At 62.7% G+C, this 16,260-nt stretch carries 11 protein-coding genes; 10 read left to right on the top strand and 1 reads right to left on the bottom strand.

Features of this window, described 5'->3' with window-relative positions; all coding sequences use genetic code 11:
- Positions 1–53: 53 nt before the first annotated feature.
- Together choW and choV are read left to right on the top strand one after the other, a co-directional pair.
- Positions 54–899 carry a choline ABC transporter permease subunit gene (choW, locus tag J3P89_RS01865; protein ID WP_305498280.1) on the top strand — a complete coding sequence of 282 codons (846 nt, stop codon included), beginning with the start codon at positions 54–56 and terminating at the stop codon, positions 897–899.
- Positions 896–2,074, top strand: coding sequence for a choline ABC transporter ATP-binding protein (gene choV, locus J3P89_RS01860; protein ID WP_434602082.1), 1,179 nt, complete (start codon positions 896–898; stop codon positions 2,072–2,074). Before choW ends, choV begins: the two co-directional genes overlap by 4 nt.
- Positions 2,075–2,313: 239 nt before the next feature.
- Here choV and J3P89_RS01855 read toward each other — a convergent pair whose 3' ends face one another.
- Positions 2,314–3,849, bottom strand: a complete 1,536-nt coding sequence (locus J3P89_RS01855; RefSeq protein ID WP_434697941.1) for a BCCT family transporter — start codon at positions 3,847–3,849, stop codon at positions 2,314–2,316.
- A 365-nt stretch (positions 3,850–4,214) separates the two neighbouring features.
- On the opposite strand from J3P89_RS01855, the gene betI reads away from it, so the two are divergent.
- From betI to J3P89_RS01815, 8 genes are all read left to right on the top strand, one after another.
- On the top strand, positions 4,215–4,835 hold the full coding sequence (betI, locus tag J3P89_RS01850) for a transcriptional regulator BetI (protein WP_305498277.1): 621 nt from the start codon (positions 4,215–4,217) through the stop codon (positions 4,833–4,835).
- Between the two features lie 79 nt (positions 4,836–4,914).
- A complete protein-coding gene (gene betB / locus J3P89_RS01845) occupies positions 4,915–6,387 on the top strand; it encodes a betaine-aldehyde dehydrogenase (RefSeq protein WP_434602083.1) in 1,473 nt (490 codons plus the stop codon).
- A 214-nt stretch (positions 6,388–6,601) separates the two neighbouring features.
- A complete protein-coding gene (gene betA / locus J3P89_RS01840; protein WP_434696569.1) occupies positions 6,602–8,305 on the top strand; it encodes a choline dehydrogenase in 1,704 nt (567 codons plus the stop codon).
- Positions 8,306–8,597: 292 nt separating this feature from the next.
- The gene (locus J3P89_RS01835; RefSeq protein WP_434696568.1) at positions 8,598–10,040 is read left to right on the top strand and encodes a TldD/PmbA family protein; all 1,443 of its coding nucleotides are present in this window, start codon (positions 8,598–8,600) and stop codon (positions 10,038–10,040) included.
- On the top strand, positions 10,040–11,377 hold the full coding sequence (locus tag J3P89_RS01830; protein WP_434696566.1) for a TldD/PmbA family protein: 1,338 nt from the start codon (positions 10,040–10,042) through the stop codon (positions 11,375–11,377). The genes J3P89_RS01835 and J3P89_RS01830 overlap by 1 nt, the downstream gene beginning before the upstream one ends.
- 192 nt (positions 11,378–11,569) lie before the next feature.
- The gene (gene mdtD, locus J3P89_RS01825) at positions 11,570–12,997 is read left to right on the top strand and encodes a multidrug transporter subunit MdtD (protein ID WP_434602087.1); all 1,428 of its coding nucleotides are present in this window, start codon (positions 11,570–11,572) and stop codon (positions 12,995–12,997) included.
- Between the two features lie 304 nt (positions 12,998–13,301).
- The gene (gene dbpA / locus J3P89_RS01820) at positions 13,302–14,639 is read left to right on the top strand and encodes an ATP-dependent RNA helicase DbpA (RefSeq protein ID WP_305501161.1); all 1,338 of its coding nucleotides are present in this window, start codon (positions 13,302–13,304) and stop codon (positions 14,637–14,639) included.
- A 182-nt stretch (positions 14,640–14,821) separates the two neighbouring features.
- Positions 14,822–16,000 carry an NAD(P)/FAD-dependent oxidoreductase gene (locus J3P89_RS01815; RefSeq protein WP_434696565.1) on the top strand — a complete coding sequence of 393 codons (1,179 nt, stop codon included), beginning with the start codon at positions 14,822–14,824 and terminating at the stop codon, positions 15,998–16,000.
- Positions 16,001–16,260: the final 260 nt, after the last annotated feature.

Genomic DNA, 16,260 nt, shown 5'->3' with positions numbered 1-16,260 from the left:
GGCGAGTTCACTCGCCCGGGCTGTTTATTCCTTGCATGCGGAAGTTCACTACCATGCTTATTGATCAGAAAATACCCTTGGGCCAGTACATCGCGGGCTTTGTCGAATGGTTGACGCAAAACGGCGCCAACACTTTCGATGCCATCGCGATGTTTCTGGAAACGATGATTCACGGCGTGACGTTTGCGCTGACCTGGTTCAATCCCCTGGCCCTGATCGGCCTCATTGCCCTGCTGGCGCATTTCATTCAGCGCAAATGGGGCCTGACCGTTTTTGTCATCGCCTCGTTCCTGCTGATCCTAAACCTGGGTTACTGGCAGGAAACCATGGAAACCCTCGCCCAGGTGCTGTTCGCGACCCTGGTCTGCGTGCTGATCGGCGTGCCGCTGGGCATTGTTGCCGCGCACAAGCCGATGTTCTACACCATGATGCGTCCGGTGCTCGATCTGATGCAGACCGTACCGACCTTCGTCTACCTCATTCCTACCCTGACCCTCTTCGGTCTGGGTGTGGTCCCGGGACTGATCTCCACGGTGGTGTTCGCGATTGCCGCGCCCATCCGCCTCACCTACCTGGGCATCCGCGACGTTCCCGACGAACTGATGGACGCCGGCAAAGCCTTCGGCTGCTCCCGTCGCCAACTCCTCTCTCGCATTGAATTGCCCCATGCCATGCCGAGCATCGCCGCCGGCATCACCCAATGCATCATGCTGTCGCTGTCGATGGTGGTCATCGCGGCGCTGGTCGGTGCCGACGGCCTGGGCAAACCCGTGGTCAACGCACTGAACACCGCCGATATCGCCCTGGGCTTCGAAGCCGGCCTGGCGATCGTATTGCTGGCGATCATGCTCGACCGAATCTGCAAACAACCCGACGCCAAAGTAGGGGGTGACGCATGAGCATAATCCGCTTCGAAGAGGTCGACGTGATCTTCTCCAAAGATCCACGCGAAGCCCTCAAGCTGCTCGACAAGGGCATGACCCGCAACGAAATCCTGAAGCAGACCGGGCAGATCGTCGGCGTGGAAAAGGCCAGCCTGGATGTCGAAAAAGGCGAGATCTGCGTATTGATGGGCCTCTCCGGCTCCGGCAAGTCGAGCCTGCTGCGCTGCATCAACGGCTTGAACACAGTGAGTCGCGGCAAATTGTTCGTCGAACACGAAGGCCGCCAGATCGACATCGCCTCCTGCACCCCCGCCGAATTGAAGATGATGCGCACCAAGCGCATCGCCATGGTCTTCCAGAAATTTGCCCTGATGCCCTGGCTGACAGTGCGCGAGAACATCAGCTTCGGCCTGGAAATGCAGGGCCGCCCGGAGAAGGAACGCAAGAAGCTGGTGGATGAAAAGCTGGAGCTGGTGGGCCTCACCCAGTGGCGCAACAAGAAGCCCGACGAGCTGTCCGGCGGCATGCAACAACGGGTCGGCCTGGCGCGCGCCCTGGCGATGGACGCCGATATCCTGCTCATGGACGAACCCTTCTCGGCCCTCGACCCGCTGATCCGCCAAGGCCTGCAGGACGAACTGCTGGAGTTGCAGCGCAAGCTGAGCAAGACCATCGTATTCGTCAGCCATGACCTCGACGAGGCCCTGAAACTGGGCAGCCGCATCGCGATCATGAAAGACGGCCGCATCATCCAGTACAGCAAGCCGGAACAGATCGTGCTGAACCCGGCGGATGACTACGTGCGCACCTTCGTCGCCCACACCAACCCGCTCAACGTGCTCTGCGGACGCAGCCTGATGCGCACCCTGGACAACTGCAAGCGCATCAACGGTTCCGTGTGCCTGGACCCGGGCGGCGATTCATGGCTCGACCTGGCCGAAGGCAACACCATCAAGGGCGCCCGCCAGAACGGCGCCGCGCTGGACCTGCAGAACTGGGCACCGGGCCAGGCCGTCGAGGGCCTCGGCCGCCGTCCGACCCTGGTGGACTCCAGCATCGGCATGCGCGACGCCTTGCAGATCCGCTACCAGACCGGCAACAAGCTGGTGCTCCACGATAACCAGAAGGTCGTCGGGATCCTCGGCGACAGCGAGCTGTACCACGCGCTGCTCGGCAAGAACCTGGGCTGAGCCCGGGCACACAAAAACGCCGCGAGATGATCGCGGCGTTTTTGTTTGGACAAGATTTGGAATGCTATCCCGTGGCGAGGGAGCTTGCTCCCGCTCGACTGCGCAGCAGTCGCAATCCAGGTGACACTAACCTTCAGGTTCACCGTGTTGGCCGGTTTGGGGTCGCTTCGCAACCCAGCGGGAGCAAGCTCCCTCGCCACAAAAGCCCCTCTGCCACAAGAGCTGGGCCAGACAGAGGGTCAGCTAAAAACCCTACCCAACCCCGCCAACTCCGCCCGCTCCTGCTCAACCCGCACATCCTCGCGCATTGCCTTGTGCAGGCCGAACATGAAGAACACCAGCACCACCGAGAACGGCAGTCCGGCCAGCACGACCATGGTTTGCATGGCTTCGAAGTTACCGGCGAACAGCAGGCCGATGGTCACCAGCGTGATCACCACCGACCAGAAGATCCGCAACCAGTGGGGGGCATCTTCATCGACGTTGCCACCCGTGCACGAGAGATTGGCCATCATCACCGCGCCGGAATCCGCCGGGGTCAGGAACAGCACAAAACCGACAAAGATCGACACGCCGATCACCACTTTCGACGCCGGGTAATATTCCAACAGCTGATAGATCGACATCGACGGCTGCGTCAGTGCGGTCTTGCCCAGCTCCACCGCACCGTGGTTCATCACCAGATCCAGCGCCGAGTTACCGAAAATCGACAGCCAGGCCAAGGTAAAGCCCAGGGGAATCAGCAGCACACCGGCCACCAGCTCGCGCACGGTGCGGCCACGGGAAATCCGCGCGATGAACATGCCGACAAATGGCGCCCAGGAAATCCACCAGGCCCAGTAGAACAGCGTCCACAGGCCCATCCAGCGGCCCGACTTGGCGTTGTCGTCCGCATACACGTACAGGTCGAACGTCTTGAGCACAACGCCATTGAGGTAGTCGCCAATGTTCTGCACGAAGCCGTTGAGCAAGTGCAGCGTGGGCCCGCACAGCAAGACGAAGATCAGCAAACCGCTGAACAGCACGATGTTCAGGTTGGATAGCCGGCGGATGCCGTTCTCCACGCCGGACACGGCGGCGATGGTCGCCACGCTGCTCATCACGATGATCACGATCAGCAGGTTGGTGTTGCTGTGCTCCATGCCAAACAGGTTTTCCAGCCCGGAGGCGACTTGCAGCGAACCGATCCCCAGGTTGGTCACCAGCCCCAGCAACGTCACGAACATGCCGAAGCCATCCACCGCATGACCGGCCGCGCCCTTGACCCAGCGTTCGCCCATCAGCGGATACAAGGCCGAACGCAACGCCAGCGGCTGGTTGTGCCGGTAGGCGAAATAGGCCACGGCCAGGCCCACAAGGGCGTAGATCGCCCATCCGTGCAGACCCCAATGCAAAAACGTCAGCTGCACCGCCTGGCGCGCAGCCTGGTTGCTACCGGCGACGCCTTCGGGCGGGTTGAAAAAATGGTCCAGTGGCTCGGATGCGCCAAAGTACAACAGCGAAATGCCGATGCCCGAGGAAAACAGCATCCCGGCCCAGGCGCCATAACTGAAATCCGGCGTGTCGTCCTTGCTGCCCAGCTTGAGCTTGCCATAGGAAGAAAACGCCAGGCCGACCACAAAGACCAGGTAAGCGGCGATGACCACCATGTAGTACCAGCCGAAGCTGCGCGATAGCCACGCCTGGGCAATGCCGAGCAACCGGCCGGCCTCCTGCGGGGCGATGATCAGGGTGGCCGTCAACAACAGAATCAGCGCGGTGGAGGTGTAGAACACCCAACCGTTGACCGTCACCTTCTGCGGCGGGGTCTTTATTAGCAAGGCAGAACTCATTGCACGGATGCTCCAGGCAGTGCGAGAGAAGGACTAGGCAACGCAATACCCGCCCGATCGATGAGTTGGCAGCCGACCGGCGGGTGTTATAAAGACACCCTGGAAGCCCTTGCCCCCGCGATGCGTGGGTGTGAGGCCCTTGATGTCCGTTTATTTACGCCATTTACGTGTAGGAAATTTCGTAAATCGCGACGATTTGTCGCAGAGCTTATTCTTTGTTGATTGAACGTTCAATCAAAACAAAATAGACTGGCCCTCATGAAGGCAGGCGAAGACTCGTCCGCCCGATGGCCTAAGGAGATGTGCAGATGCCCAAGGTCGGTATGCAACCCATCCGCCGCCAGCAGTTGATCGAAGCCACTTTGCAGGCTGTCGACCAGGTCGGAATGGGGGACGCCAGCATTGCGCTGATCGCCCGTTTGGCCGGCGTTTCGAACGGCATCATCAGTCACTACTTTCAGGACAAGAATGGCCTGATCGCGGCCACGGCCCAGTACCTGATGAGTGTCTTGAGCGAGAACGTCACCGCGCGGCGTCAAGCGCTGACGGATCCAAGCCCGCGAGCTCACCTGAAGGTGATCATCGAAGGCAATTTCGACGCCAGCCAGGTCAACGGCCCGGCAATGAAAACCTGGCTGGCCTTCTGGGCCACCAGCATGCACCACCCGTCATTGCACAGGTTGCAGCGGATCAACGATCACCGTCTGTATTCCAACCTGTGTTGCCAGTTCCGCCGCGTCTTGCCCGTTGACCAGGCACGCAGCGCGGCACGGGGCCTGGCCGCCCTGATTGACGGTTTGTGGCTGCGCGGGGCGCTGTCGGGAGACGCGTTCGATACCGCCCAGGCACACCAGATCGCTTACGAATACATGGATTTCCAACTGGCCAAGGCAGGAGCGCCAGAGCACACCGAACCGCTCGACTCCTGAACCGTCACCGCAGCGCGTAGTCAGCTATAAACGACACGCTCGGTGGCTAGCCAACCACTCATGCACTTGCGAGGACTTTATGGCCCGTTTCGAACTGCAAAAACTCTACATCGATGGCGCGTACAGCGATGCCAGCGGCGACGCCACTTTCGAAGCCATCAACCCGGCCAACGGTGAAGTTCTCGCCCTGGTGCAGCGCGCGACGTTCGAGGACGTCGAGCGCGCCGTGGTCAGCGCCGAAAAGGGCCAGAAAGTCTGGGCCGCGATGACCGCCATGCAGCGCTCGCGCATCCTGCGCCGCGCCGTCGACATCCTGCGCGAACGCAACGATGAACTGGCCGCCTTGGAAACCCTGGACACCGGCAAATCCTTCTCCGAAACCAAATACGTCGACATCGTCACTGGTGCCGACGTGCTGGAATATTACGCCGGCCTGGTGCCCGCCATCGAAGGCGAGCAGGTTCCGCTGCGCAGCACTTCGTTCATCTATACCCGTCGCGAGCCCCTGGGCGTGGTCGCTGGTATCGGCGCGTGGAACTACCCGATCCAGATTGCCTTGTGGAAGTCCGCCCCGGCCCTGGCAGCCGGCAACGCGATGATCTTCAAGCCCAGCGAAGTGACCTCGCTGACCACCCTGAAACTGGCCGAGATCTACACCGAGGCCGGTGTTCCAGCGGGCGTGTTCAACGTGCTGACCGGCAGTGGCCGTGAAGTCGGCACCTGGCTGACCGAGCACCCGCGCATCGAGAAAATCTCCTTCACCGGCGGCACCGACACCGGCAAGAAAGTCATGGCCAGCGCTTCGAGTTCTTCGCTCAAGGACGTGACCATGGAGCTGGGCGGTAAGTCGCCGCTGATCATCTTCGACGACGCCGACCTGGATCGCGCCGCCGACACCGCGATGATGGCCAACTTCTACAGCTCCGGCCAGGTGTGCACCAACGGCACCCGCGTGTTCGTGCCGAGCCATCTGAAGGCAGCGTTCGAAGCCAAGATCGCCGAACGCGTGGCGCGCATCCGCATCGGCAATCCGGAAGACGAAAACACCAATTTCGGTCCGCTGGTGAGCTTCGCCCACATGGAAAGCGTGCTGGGCTACATCGAGAAGGGCAAGGCCGAAGGCGCGCGCCTGTTGTGTGGCGGCGGTCGCCTGACCGAGGGTGAATTCGCCAAGGGCGCATTCGTCGCACCGACCGTATTCACCGATTGCACCGATGACATGACCATCGTGCGTGAAGAAATCTTCGGCCCGGTGATGAGCATCCTCACCTACGACACCGAAGAAGAAGTGATCCGCCGCGCCAACGATACTGACTTCGGCCTGGCCGCCGGCGTCGTGACCCGCGACCTGAACCGCGCCCACCGCGTGATCCATCAGCTCGAAGCAGGCATCTGCTGGATCAACGCCTGGGGCGAGTCCGCGGCGGAAATGCCGGTCGGTGGCTACAAGCAATCGGGCGTGGGTCGGGAGAATGGCATCAGTTCGCTGACCAACTACACGCGCATCAAATCGGTACAGGTCGAAATGGGCGATTACGCCTCGGTGTTCTGATCTGACACGAGCCTGAGGGGGCTTTTGTGGCGAGGGAGCTCGCTCCCGCTGGGCCGCAAAGCGGCCCCACTTCAGCCCCCAAGGTCATCCAGACAGAACACGGTCGCCCTGTTTGCGACTGCTTCGCAGCCGAGCGGGAGCAAGCTCCCTCGCCACGCAAGATAGGCATCTCGGCAACCGCGACCTGAACCCAATTCAAAAGAGGGTGCATTTCATGTCCCAAGAATTCGATTACATCATCATCGGTGCCGGCTCGGCCGGTAACACCCTGGCCACCCGCCTGACCGAAGACGAAGGCGTCACCGTGCTGCTGCTCGAAGCCGGCGGCCCGGACTATCGCCTGGACTTCCGCACGCAAATGCCCGCCGCCCTGGCGTTCCCGCTGCAAGGCCGGCGCTACAACTGGGCCTACGAGACCGACCCGGAGCCGCACATGAACGGCCGCCGCATGGAATGCGGTCGCGGCAAGGGCCTGGGCGGTTCTTCGCTGATTAACGGCATGTGCTACATCCGCGGCAACGCCCTGGACTATGACAACTGGGCCAAGCTGCCAGGCCTGGAAGACTGGACCTACCTGGACTGCCTGCCGTATTTCCGTAAAGCCGAAACCCGCGACATCGGCCCGAACGACTACCACGGCAGCGACGGTCCGGTCAGCGTGACCACGCCCAAGCCCGGCAACAACCCGCTGTTCCACGCCATGGTCGAAGCCGGCGTGCAAGCCGGTTATCCACGTACCGAAGACCTCAACGGCTACCAGCAGGAAGGCTTCGGTCCGATGGATCGCACCGTGACGCCCAATGGCCGTCGCGCCAGTACCGCGCGCGGTTACCTGGACATCGCCAAGAAGCGCTCCACCCTGACCATCGTCACCCACGCGCTGACCGACAAGATCCTGTTCGAAGGCAAGCGTGCGGTCGGCGTGCGTTACCTGGTGGGCGCCGCTGAAGAGCGCGTCGAAGCGCGGGCCCGCAAGGAAGTGCTGCTGTGCTCCGGCGCCATCGCTTCGCCGCAGATCCTGCAACGCTCCGGCGTCGGTCCGGCAAAACTGCTCGAAAACCTCGACATTCCGGTGGTCCACGACCTGCCGGGCGTTGGTGAAAACCTCCAGGACCACCTGGAGCTGTACCTGCAATACGCTTGCACCCAGCCGGTTTCGCTGTACCCGTCGCTGCTCTGGTACAACCAGCCGGCCATTGGTGCCGAGTGGCTGTTCAACGGCACCGGCATCGGCGCCAGCAACCAGTTCGAGGCCGGTGGTTTCATCCGCACCCGCCCGGACTTCGAGTGGCCGAACATCCAGTACCACTTCTTGCCGGTGGCGATCAATTACAACGGCAGTAATGGCGTGAAGGAACACGGCTTCCAGGCGCACATGGGCTCCATGCGTTCGCCGAGCCGTGGCCGTATCCAGGCCAAGTCCAAGGATCCGCGCCAACACCCGAGCATCCTCTTCAACTACATGGCCACCGAACAGGACTGGCAGGAATTTCGCGACGGCATCCGCCTGACGCGCGAGATCATGCAACAGCCGGCGCTCGACCCGTTCCGCGGCCGCGAGATCAGCCCGGGCATCGAGGTGCAGACCGACGAGCAACTGGACCAGTTCATCCGCGAGCACGCCGAAACCGCGTTCCACCCGTCCTGCTCGTGCAAGATGGGCACCGACGACATGGCGGTGGTCGATGGCGAAGGCCGTGTGCATGGCATGCAAGGCCTGCGGGTAGTCGATGCCTCGATCATGCCGATCATCACCACCGGCAACCTGAACGCGCCGACGATTATGATGGCCGAGAAAATCGCCGACAGGATCCGCGGTCGCAAGCCCCTGCCGCGCAGTACCGCGCCGTACTACGTGGCCGACGATGCGCCGGTGCGTGGCAAGCCTCTGCGTGAAGTGGCGACTGCCGCCCAGTAAGGTTCAAGACCCAGGCGCGGCCTTCGTCGGATCGCCGCCCGGAGCAGGCTCGCTCCCACAAAGGTTTGGTGGTGGACACAGGCTTTGTGACCACTGAAAACCTACTGTGGGAGCGAGCCTGCTCCGGGCGGCGATCCGACGAAGGGGCCAGCCCATTCAGAATATTTCTCTGACTGCCACACCGCAAAATCCCCATCTGCCTTGATCCCTCCCCCACCCCAGGCCTACTCTAGAGCCGCCCGCGTCAACGCGCCGCACCTCGCTGCATCGTCACTCCAGACAAGGAGGTTTCATGTTCGATTTCCATCCCCAGCTCAAGCAGCGGTTTGCTGCATTGCGCACGGGCGCTGAATTCTTTTCCCTGCGTTACGTCCGAGAGTCCGGTCAGCACCTGTCGGTGCGCAAGAATGTCGCCGAGCCGCCCAGCCTGAGCCGCGACGAAGGTGCGATGCTCACCGTGCGGGTCAATGGCGTCGAAGCCTATGCGGCCACCAACGATTTGTCCCAGGCCGGCCTGCAAGCGGCGCTCGAACGCGCCGAGCAACAGGCCCGCCGGCTCAAGCCCCACGCCTTGCTCGACTTGCGCGAGCAGCCGGTCTCCAGCGACCGCGCCGATTATTTCTCACCGCATTTCGACCAGGCGTTCCCTCCACTGAGCGATTGTTACCAACTGCTCGGCGACGAATCGGCAGCGGTGCCGACGGACGAGCGCCTGGTGAACTGGCAGGCCAGTATCGGCCTGACCCAGGTCGAGCAGATCTACCTCAACAGCGCCGGCGCCGAACTGCGCCAGGCCCAGCGCTTCATCTACCCGGCCCTGGACGTCACCGCCTTCGACGGGCACGACAGCCAGACGCGCACCCTGGGCCGCGAGAACTTCGGTCAGCAGGGCGGCTTCGATGTGATCAACCGCTGCGGCCTGATCGGTGCCGGGCCGAAGATCGCCGACCAGGCCCTGCAATTGCTGATGGCGCCAAACACCCCGCAAGGCCCACGCGACCTGTTGCTGATGCCCGACCAGATGATGCTGCAGATCCACGAATCCATCGGTCACCCGCTGGAACTGGACCGCATCCTCGGCGACGAGCGCAATTACGCCGGCACCAGTTTCGTCAAGACCAGCGATTTCGGACGCCTGCAATACGGCTCCAACCTGCTGAACGTGACGTTCGACCCGGACATCCCGGAAGAACTGGCCAGCTACAGCCATGACGACGACGGCAGCGCTGCCAGCAAACAGTTCCTGATTCGCGAAGGCTTGCTGTTGCGCCCACTGGGCGGTGCGCTGTCGCAGTTCCGCGCCGGCCTCGACGGGGTCGCCAACAGCCGCGCCTGCAGTTGGAATCGTCCGCCCATCGACCGCATGGCGAACCTGAACATCGAGCCCGGCGACCAATCCCTGGAGCAACTGATCCAAGGCATCGAGCACGGCGTGCTGATGCGCACCAACCGCTCCTGGTCCATCGATGACGCCCGTAACAAATTCCAGTTTGGCTGCGAATGGGGCCAGTTGATCGAAGACGGCGAGCTCAAGGGCGTGGTGAAAAATCCGAACTACCGGGGCATTTCCGCGCAGTTCTGGAAAAGCTTGAGGGCCGTGGGCGACGCCAGCACTTCCCAGGTCCTCGGCACGCCGAACTGTGGCAAGGGTGAACCGAACCAGGTCATCCGCGTCGGCCATGCTTCGCCGGCCTGCGTGTTCAGCAACGTTGACGTATTTGGGGGAGATGCCTGATGAGCACCGTCACTAATGAGGCCGGGGCGTTCAAGGCGTTGGTCGATTGGCTGCGCGATGCCTTGCGTGAGCCCGAACAGTTCACCCTCGGCTATGCCGCCGAGTCTTCGGCTTTCGTGCGCTTCAACCACGGCAAGGTTCGCCAGGCCGGGCAGGTCCAACAGGCCAATATCAACCTCAAGCTGATCAACGACGGCCGCCATGCCGACTTGCAGATCACCTTGTCCGGCGACACCGAGACCGATCTGCAACGCCTGGGCGAAGGCCTGCAACAGTTGCGCGAGACGTTGCCGTTGTTGCCCGCCGATCCCTACCTGCTGCTCAACCACAACCACTGGCAGAGCAACAATGTGCAGGATCACCCATTGCCCGAGACGGAGCAGGCGGTCGGCGAAATCACCCGCGCCGCAGAAGGCCTGGACCTGGTGGGGTTCTATGCGGCCGGGCCGATCAGCCGGGGCTTTGCCAGTTCCTCGGGTGCCTTCGGCTGGCATCAGGCCAACAGTTTCAATTTCGACTTCAGCTTGTTCCATGAGAACGGCCAGGCCGTGAAAGCCAGTTATGCAGGCCACGCCTGGAGCAGCGAAGGGTTCGCCCAACGTTTCGAACAGGCACGCGAACAGCTGCAATTCCTCGGCCGACCACTGCGTACGCTGCCGCCCGGTGAATACCGCGCCTACCTGGCGCCAGCCGCGCTGGAAGAAATCATGGGCATGCTCAGTTGGGGCGGGTTCTCGGCCCGTGCAATCGCCAGCAAGCAAAGCCCGCTGCAGAAGTTCTACGCCGGCGAAGCCCACTTCAGCCCCAACGTCTGGTTGACGGAGCAGGTCAGCGGCTCCCTGAGCCCGGCATTTTCCGACGAAGGTTATCCTCGCGATGACCTGGGGCTGATTGCCAAGGGCACGGCCAACGCACGGCTGGTCAATTCCCGCAGCGCCGCCGAATACGGTCTTACCGCCAACGGCGCCAGCAGCTATGAATACCCTACCGCGCTGGAAATGAAAGAGGGTCATCTGGCGCTAAGGCACGTTCTCGAAGAACTCGGCACCGGCTTGTACATCAGCAACCTCTGGTACCTGAACTACTCGGACCAACCGGCGGCGCGCCTGACCGGCATGACCCGTTTCGCCACGTTCTGGGTCGAGGATGGCCAGATCCAGGCGCCGGTGAGCACCATGCGTTTCGACGACAGCGTCTACAGCCTGCTCGGCTCGCAACTCGAAGGCCTGACCCGGGAGCGGGAACTTCTGCTTTCGGCCAGTACCTACAGCCAGCGGGCCACGGCTTCGATGCTGCTGCCGGGGGCGTTGGTGAAGAGGCTCACGCTGACGCTATAACTCGTAGTTCCCGTGGCGAGGGAGCTTGCTCCCGCTCGGCTGCGAAGCAGTCGCAACCCAGGCGGCGCGATATTTCAGGCACACCGTGTTCACCGGCTTGGGGGTGCTCCGCACCCCAGCGGGAGCAAGCTCCCTCGCCACAAAAGCGTTTTCGCCACAGGAAATTGTTCACTTTTTCACACAAGAGGTCCCATGCCCAACCGCGCCCCGCTCGACGCCGTCACCGCCCGCTGGCTTCCGTGGGTCGTGGCAATCGCTTTCTTCATGCAGTCCCTGGACGGGACCATCCTCAACACTGCCCTGCCTGCCATGGCCAGCGACCTGGCGGAGAACCCGCTGCGCATGCAAGGCGTGATCATCGCCTACATGCTCACGGTGGCCCTGCTGATCCCGGCCTCGGGCTGGATCGCCGACCGCTTTGGCACCAAAAAGATTTTCTTCGGCGCGATCCTGCTGTTCAGCTTCGGCTCGTTGCTGTGCGCGTTGTCCAATTCGTTGAGCATGCTGATCGGCGCCCGGGTCGTCCAGGGCCTGGGTGGCGCGCTGATGCTGCCGGTGGGCAGGCTGGTAGTTCTACGGGCGTACCCGCGTTCGGAGCTGGTGAGGATCATGGGTTTCATCACCATCCCCGGCCTGCTGGGCCCGCTGATCGGCCCGACCATGGGTGGCTGGATGGTCGAGTACCTGACGTGGCACTGGATTTTCATCATCAACCTGCCGGTGGGGGTAATCGGCTGCTATGCCGTCTGGAAATTCATTCCGGACCTGCGCGGCAGCGAGCGCACGCGGTTCGATGGGCTGGGGTTCCTGCTGTTTGGCGCCGCTATGGTGTTGATCACCATCGCCATGGAAGGCCTGGGCGAACTGCATCTGCCACACCTGCGGGTGATGTTGCTGCTGTTCGGCGGCATGGCCTGCCTCGCGGCCTATTGGTTGCGGGCCGGGCACGTCGAGAATGCGCTGTTCCCGCCGTCGCTGTTCAAGACCCGGACCTTTGCCGTGGGCATCCTCGGCAACCTGTTCGCGCGCCTGGGCAGCGGCGCGTTGCCGTTCCTGGTGCCGTTGCTGCTGCAAGTGGCGCTGGGCTATTCACCTTCCCAGGCTGGCATGAGCATGCTGCCCCTGGCGGCGGCGGCGATGGTCGCCAAATCGGTGGCCCGGCCGTTGATCGAACGCTTCGGCTATCGCATCGTCCTTACCGCCAACACCCTGGCCCTGGGCGTGATGCTGGCGAGCATGGGCCTGGTCAGCGAGCAGACCCCGTACTGGCTGCTGCTGGCGCATCTGGCGGTGCTTGGCGCAATAAACTCGCTGCAATTCACCGCGATGAACACCGTGACCCTGATCGACCTGGACGACGCCAGCGCCAGCAGCGGCAACAGCTTGCTGTCGGTGGTGGCGCAACTGTCCCTGAGCCTCGGCGTGGCCTGCGCCGGCGCGCTCCTCGGCGGCTTTACCGCCCAGGTCGGCAATGATGGCGTGGACACGGTGCTGGGCGCGTTCCAGTTGACCTTCGTGACCGTGGGCATCATGGCGATGCTGGCGGCGACGATTTTTTCCCAGCTGTCCAAGCAGGACGGACGGCGGGTGAAGCGGCCGGATGAGCATATCGAGCACTAATGTGGCGATAGGGCTGTTGTGGCGAGGGAGCTTGCTCCCGCTCGGCTGCGCAGCAGACGCAATCCAGACGACGCGATACTTCAGGCGCACCGTGTTGGCCGGTTTTGGGGGCGCTTCGCACCCCAGCGGGAGCAAGCTCCCTTGCCACAGGGGAATCTTCCCGCTTCGGAGCTGCGCCACAGCTCGTCCAGAACTTTCGAAGAAAGTGGCACGAGGCTGCTACACTGCGCGACATTTTGTTTTGCAGGCCAGTCCCGTGACCACCATTGCCACCGCTTTTAATACTTTGCCGCTGTCCGCCGCCATGCTGGCTAACCTCGAATCACTCGGTTATGCCCAGATGACGCCGATCCAGGCGCAAAGCTTGCCGGTGATCCTCAAGGGCATGGACCTGATCGCCCAGGCCAAGACCGGCAGCGGCAAGACCGCGGCCTTCGGCATCGGCCTGCTGAACCCGATCAACCCGCGCTTCTTTGGCTGTCAGGCCCTGGTGATGTGCCCGACCCGTGAGCTGGCCGACCAGGTCGCCAAGGAAATCCGCCGGCTGGCCCGCGCCGAAGACAACATCAAGGTCCTGACCCTGTGCGGCGGCGTGTCGTTCGGCCCGCAGATCGCCTCCCTCGAACACGGTGCCCACATCATCGTCGGCACGCCGGGACGCATCCAGCAGCACCTGCGCAAGGGTTCGCTGGTGCTCGACGGCCTCAACACGCTGATCCTCGACGAAGCCGACCGCATGCTCGACATGGGCTTCTACGACGCCATCGAAGACATCATCCAGCAGACCCCGGAACGCCGCCAGACGCTGCTGTTTTCGGCCACCTACCCGGTGGGCATCAAGCAACTGTCGTCGAAGTTCATGCGCAATCCGCAGCAGGTCAAGGCCGAGGCGCTGCACTCCGACGCCCAGATCGAGCAGCGCTTCTACGAGATCTCTCCCGAGGAGCGCATGGACGCGGTGGTCAAGGTGCTGGCGCATTTCCGCCCGGCCTCCTGCGTGGCGTTCTGCTTCACCAAGCAGCAGGTCCAGGAAACCGTCGATCACCTGACGTCCAAGGGCATCTCCGCCGTCGGCCTGCACGGTGACCTGGAGCAGCGCGACCGCGACCAGGTCCTGGCGATGTTCGCCAACCGCAGCACCTCGGTATTGGTCGCCACCGACGTGGCGGCCCGTGGCCTGGATATCGATGCGCTGGACATGGTGATCAACGTCGAGCTGGCCCGGGACTCGGAGATTCATATCCACCGCGTCGGCCGCACCGGGCGCGCCGGGGAGAAAGGCATCGCCATCAGCCTGGTGGCGCCGTCCGAAGCCCATCGCGCCCAGGCCATCGAGCAACTGCAGAAGTCGCCGTTGAGCTGGGACCAGTTGGACAACCTCAAGCCCCAGGGCGGCGGTCCGCTGCTGCCGGCCATGAGCACCCTGTGCATCGGTGCCGGACGCAAGGACAAGGTGCGCCCCGGCGACATCCTCGGCGCCCTGACCGGCGAGGCCGGCATCCCTGGCGCCCAGGTGGGCAAGATCGCGATTTTCGATTTCCAGGCCTATGTGGCAGTGGAGCGCGGTATCGCCAAACAGGCCTTGCAGCGCCTGAACGATGGCAAGATCAAGGGACGCTCGTTGCGGGTGCGTATCCTCTGATTGCTGTTGATTCACCCTGTGGCGAGGGAGCTTGCTCCCGCTCGGCTGCGCAGCAGTCGTAATCCAGACGATGCGATCTTCCAGATGCACCGTATCGTCTGTTCAGGGCTGCTCGCAGCCCAGCGGGAGCAAGCTCCCTCGCCACAAAAGCTCCATACTCATCTGAATGTGAGGACACCGTTTTGCGCTCTACCGAAGTCGTGATCATTGGCGCTGGCGCCGCGGGGTTGATGTGCGCGCTGACCGCCGCCGGGCGCGGGCGGCAGGTGATGTTGCTGGACCACGCCAACAAGGCCGGCAAGAAAATCCTCATGTCGGGCGGTGGACGCTGCAACTTCACCAACATGTACACCGAACCGGGCAACTTCCTCTCGCAGAACCCGCACTTCTGCAAGTCGGCCCTGGCCCGCTATACCCAATGGGATTTCATCGCGTTGGTGGCCAAGCACGGCGTGCCCTATCACGAGAAAAAACTCGGCCAGTTGTTCTGCGATAACAAATCCAGCGACATCCTCGGCCTGCTGCTGGACGAGTGTGACCAGGCCGGCGTCGACCTGCACCTGGACACCTCGATCGAGCAGATCGAGAAGACCGCCGACGGCTACCAGCTGCAAACCACCCTCGGGCCCATCGCTTGCCAATCCCTGGTGATCGCCACGGGCGGGCTGTCGATCCCGACCCTGGGCGCGACTGGCTTCGGCTATCAGGTAGCCAGGCAATTCGGCCACCAGCTGCTGCCGACCCGGGCAGGGCTGGTGCCGTTCACCATCACCGATCAGTTGAAGAGCCTGTGCACCGAACTGTCGGGCACGTCAGTGGACTGTCTGGTGAGCTGCAACGAGCAGAGCTTTCGCGAGAACATCCTGTTCACCCATCGCGGCTTGAGCGGTCCGGCGATCTTGCAGATCTCGTCGTTCTGGGAGCCGGGCGACACGGTGCAGATCAACCTGCTGCCCGATCACGACGTGCCGCAGTGGCTGCAACAGCAACAGGCCGAACGCCCGAACAGCGAACTCAAGACCCTTTTGGGCGAGTTGTTCACCAAGAAAATGGCCAACCTGCTGGCCGACACCTGGTTCGTCTCCAAGCCGATGAAGCAATACACTCACGCGGAACTCGCGGACATCGCCGAGAAGCTGGCGAGCTGGAACATCGTCCCCGCCGGCACCGAAGGCTACCGCACCGCCGAAGTGACCCTGGGCGGCGTCGACACCCGGGAAGTTTCTTCCAAGACCATGGAGTCGCTGAAGAGCCCGGGGCTGTATTTCATTGGCGAAGTGCTCGACGTCACCGGTCACCTGGGCGGCTTCAACTTCCAATGGGCGTGGGCTTCGGGGTATGCGGCGGCGCAGTACGCCTGATCCCCCCCTGGGTCGAGTCCGCTTTTGTGGCGAGGGAGCTTGCTCCCGCTCGACTGCGCAGCAGTCGCAAAACAGCCATCGCACTCGGTCTGAATTAATGCGACGCATGGGAAGGGGCCGCTTCGCAGCCCAGCGGGAGCAAGCTCCCTCGCCACAGGGTTCTTTGCATGCCGGAACACTTTTTGCTGCCGGATGTGATCGTCGCCATTGCATCGGCGTCATTACTGCCTCAATTTAGCGTCATTGCCCGTCAGGCCCGT

Origin of the sequence: Pseudomonas sp. Z1-14, assembly GCF_051132005.1 — a bacterium.
Lineage (GTDB): Bacteria > Pseudomonadota > Gammaproteobacteria > Pseudomonadales > Pseudomonadaceae > Aquipseudomonas.
This window is presented reverse-complemented; position numbering and strand designations above follow the sequence as displayed.

Bases quoted from the DNA above. Each gene is read 5' to 3' on its own strand.
- choW (WP_305498280.1), top strand. From the start codon at position 54: ATGCTTATTGATCAGAAAATACCCTTGGGCCAGTACATCGCGGGCTTT.
- choV (WP_434602082.1), top strand. From the start codon at position 896: ATGAGCATAATCCGCTTCGAAGAGGTCGACGTGATCTTCTCCAAAGAT.
- betI (WP_305498277.1), top strand. From the start codon at position 4,215: ATGCCCAAGGTCGGTATGCAACCCATCCGCCGCCAGCAGTTGATCGAA.
- betB (WP_434602083.1), top strand. From the start codon at position 4,915: ATGGCCCGTTTCGAACTGCAAAAACTCTACATCGATGGCGCGTACAGC.
- betA (WP_434696569.1), top strand. From the start codon at position 6,602: ATGTCCCAAGAATTCGATTACATCATCATCGGTGCCGGCTCGGCCGGT.
- J3P89_RS01835 (WP_434696568.1), top strand. From the start codon at position 8,598: ATGTTCGATTTCCATCCCCAGCTCAAGCAGCGGTTTGCTGCATTGCGC.
- J3P89_RS01830 (WP_434696566.1), top strand. From the start codon at position 10,040: ATGAGCACCGTCACTAATGAGGCCGGGGCGTTCAAGGCGTTGGTCGAT.
- mdtD (WP_434602087.1), top strand. From the start codon at position 11,570: ATGCCCAACCGCGCCCCGCTCGACGCCGTCACCGCCCGCTGGCTTCCG.
- dbpA (WP_305501161.1), top strand. From the start codon at position 13,302: ATGCTGGCTAACCTCGAATCACTCGGTTATGCCCAGATGACGCCGATC.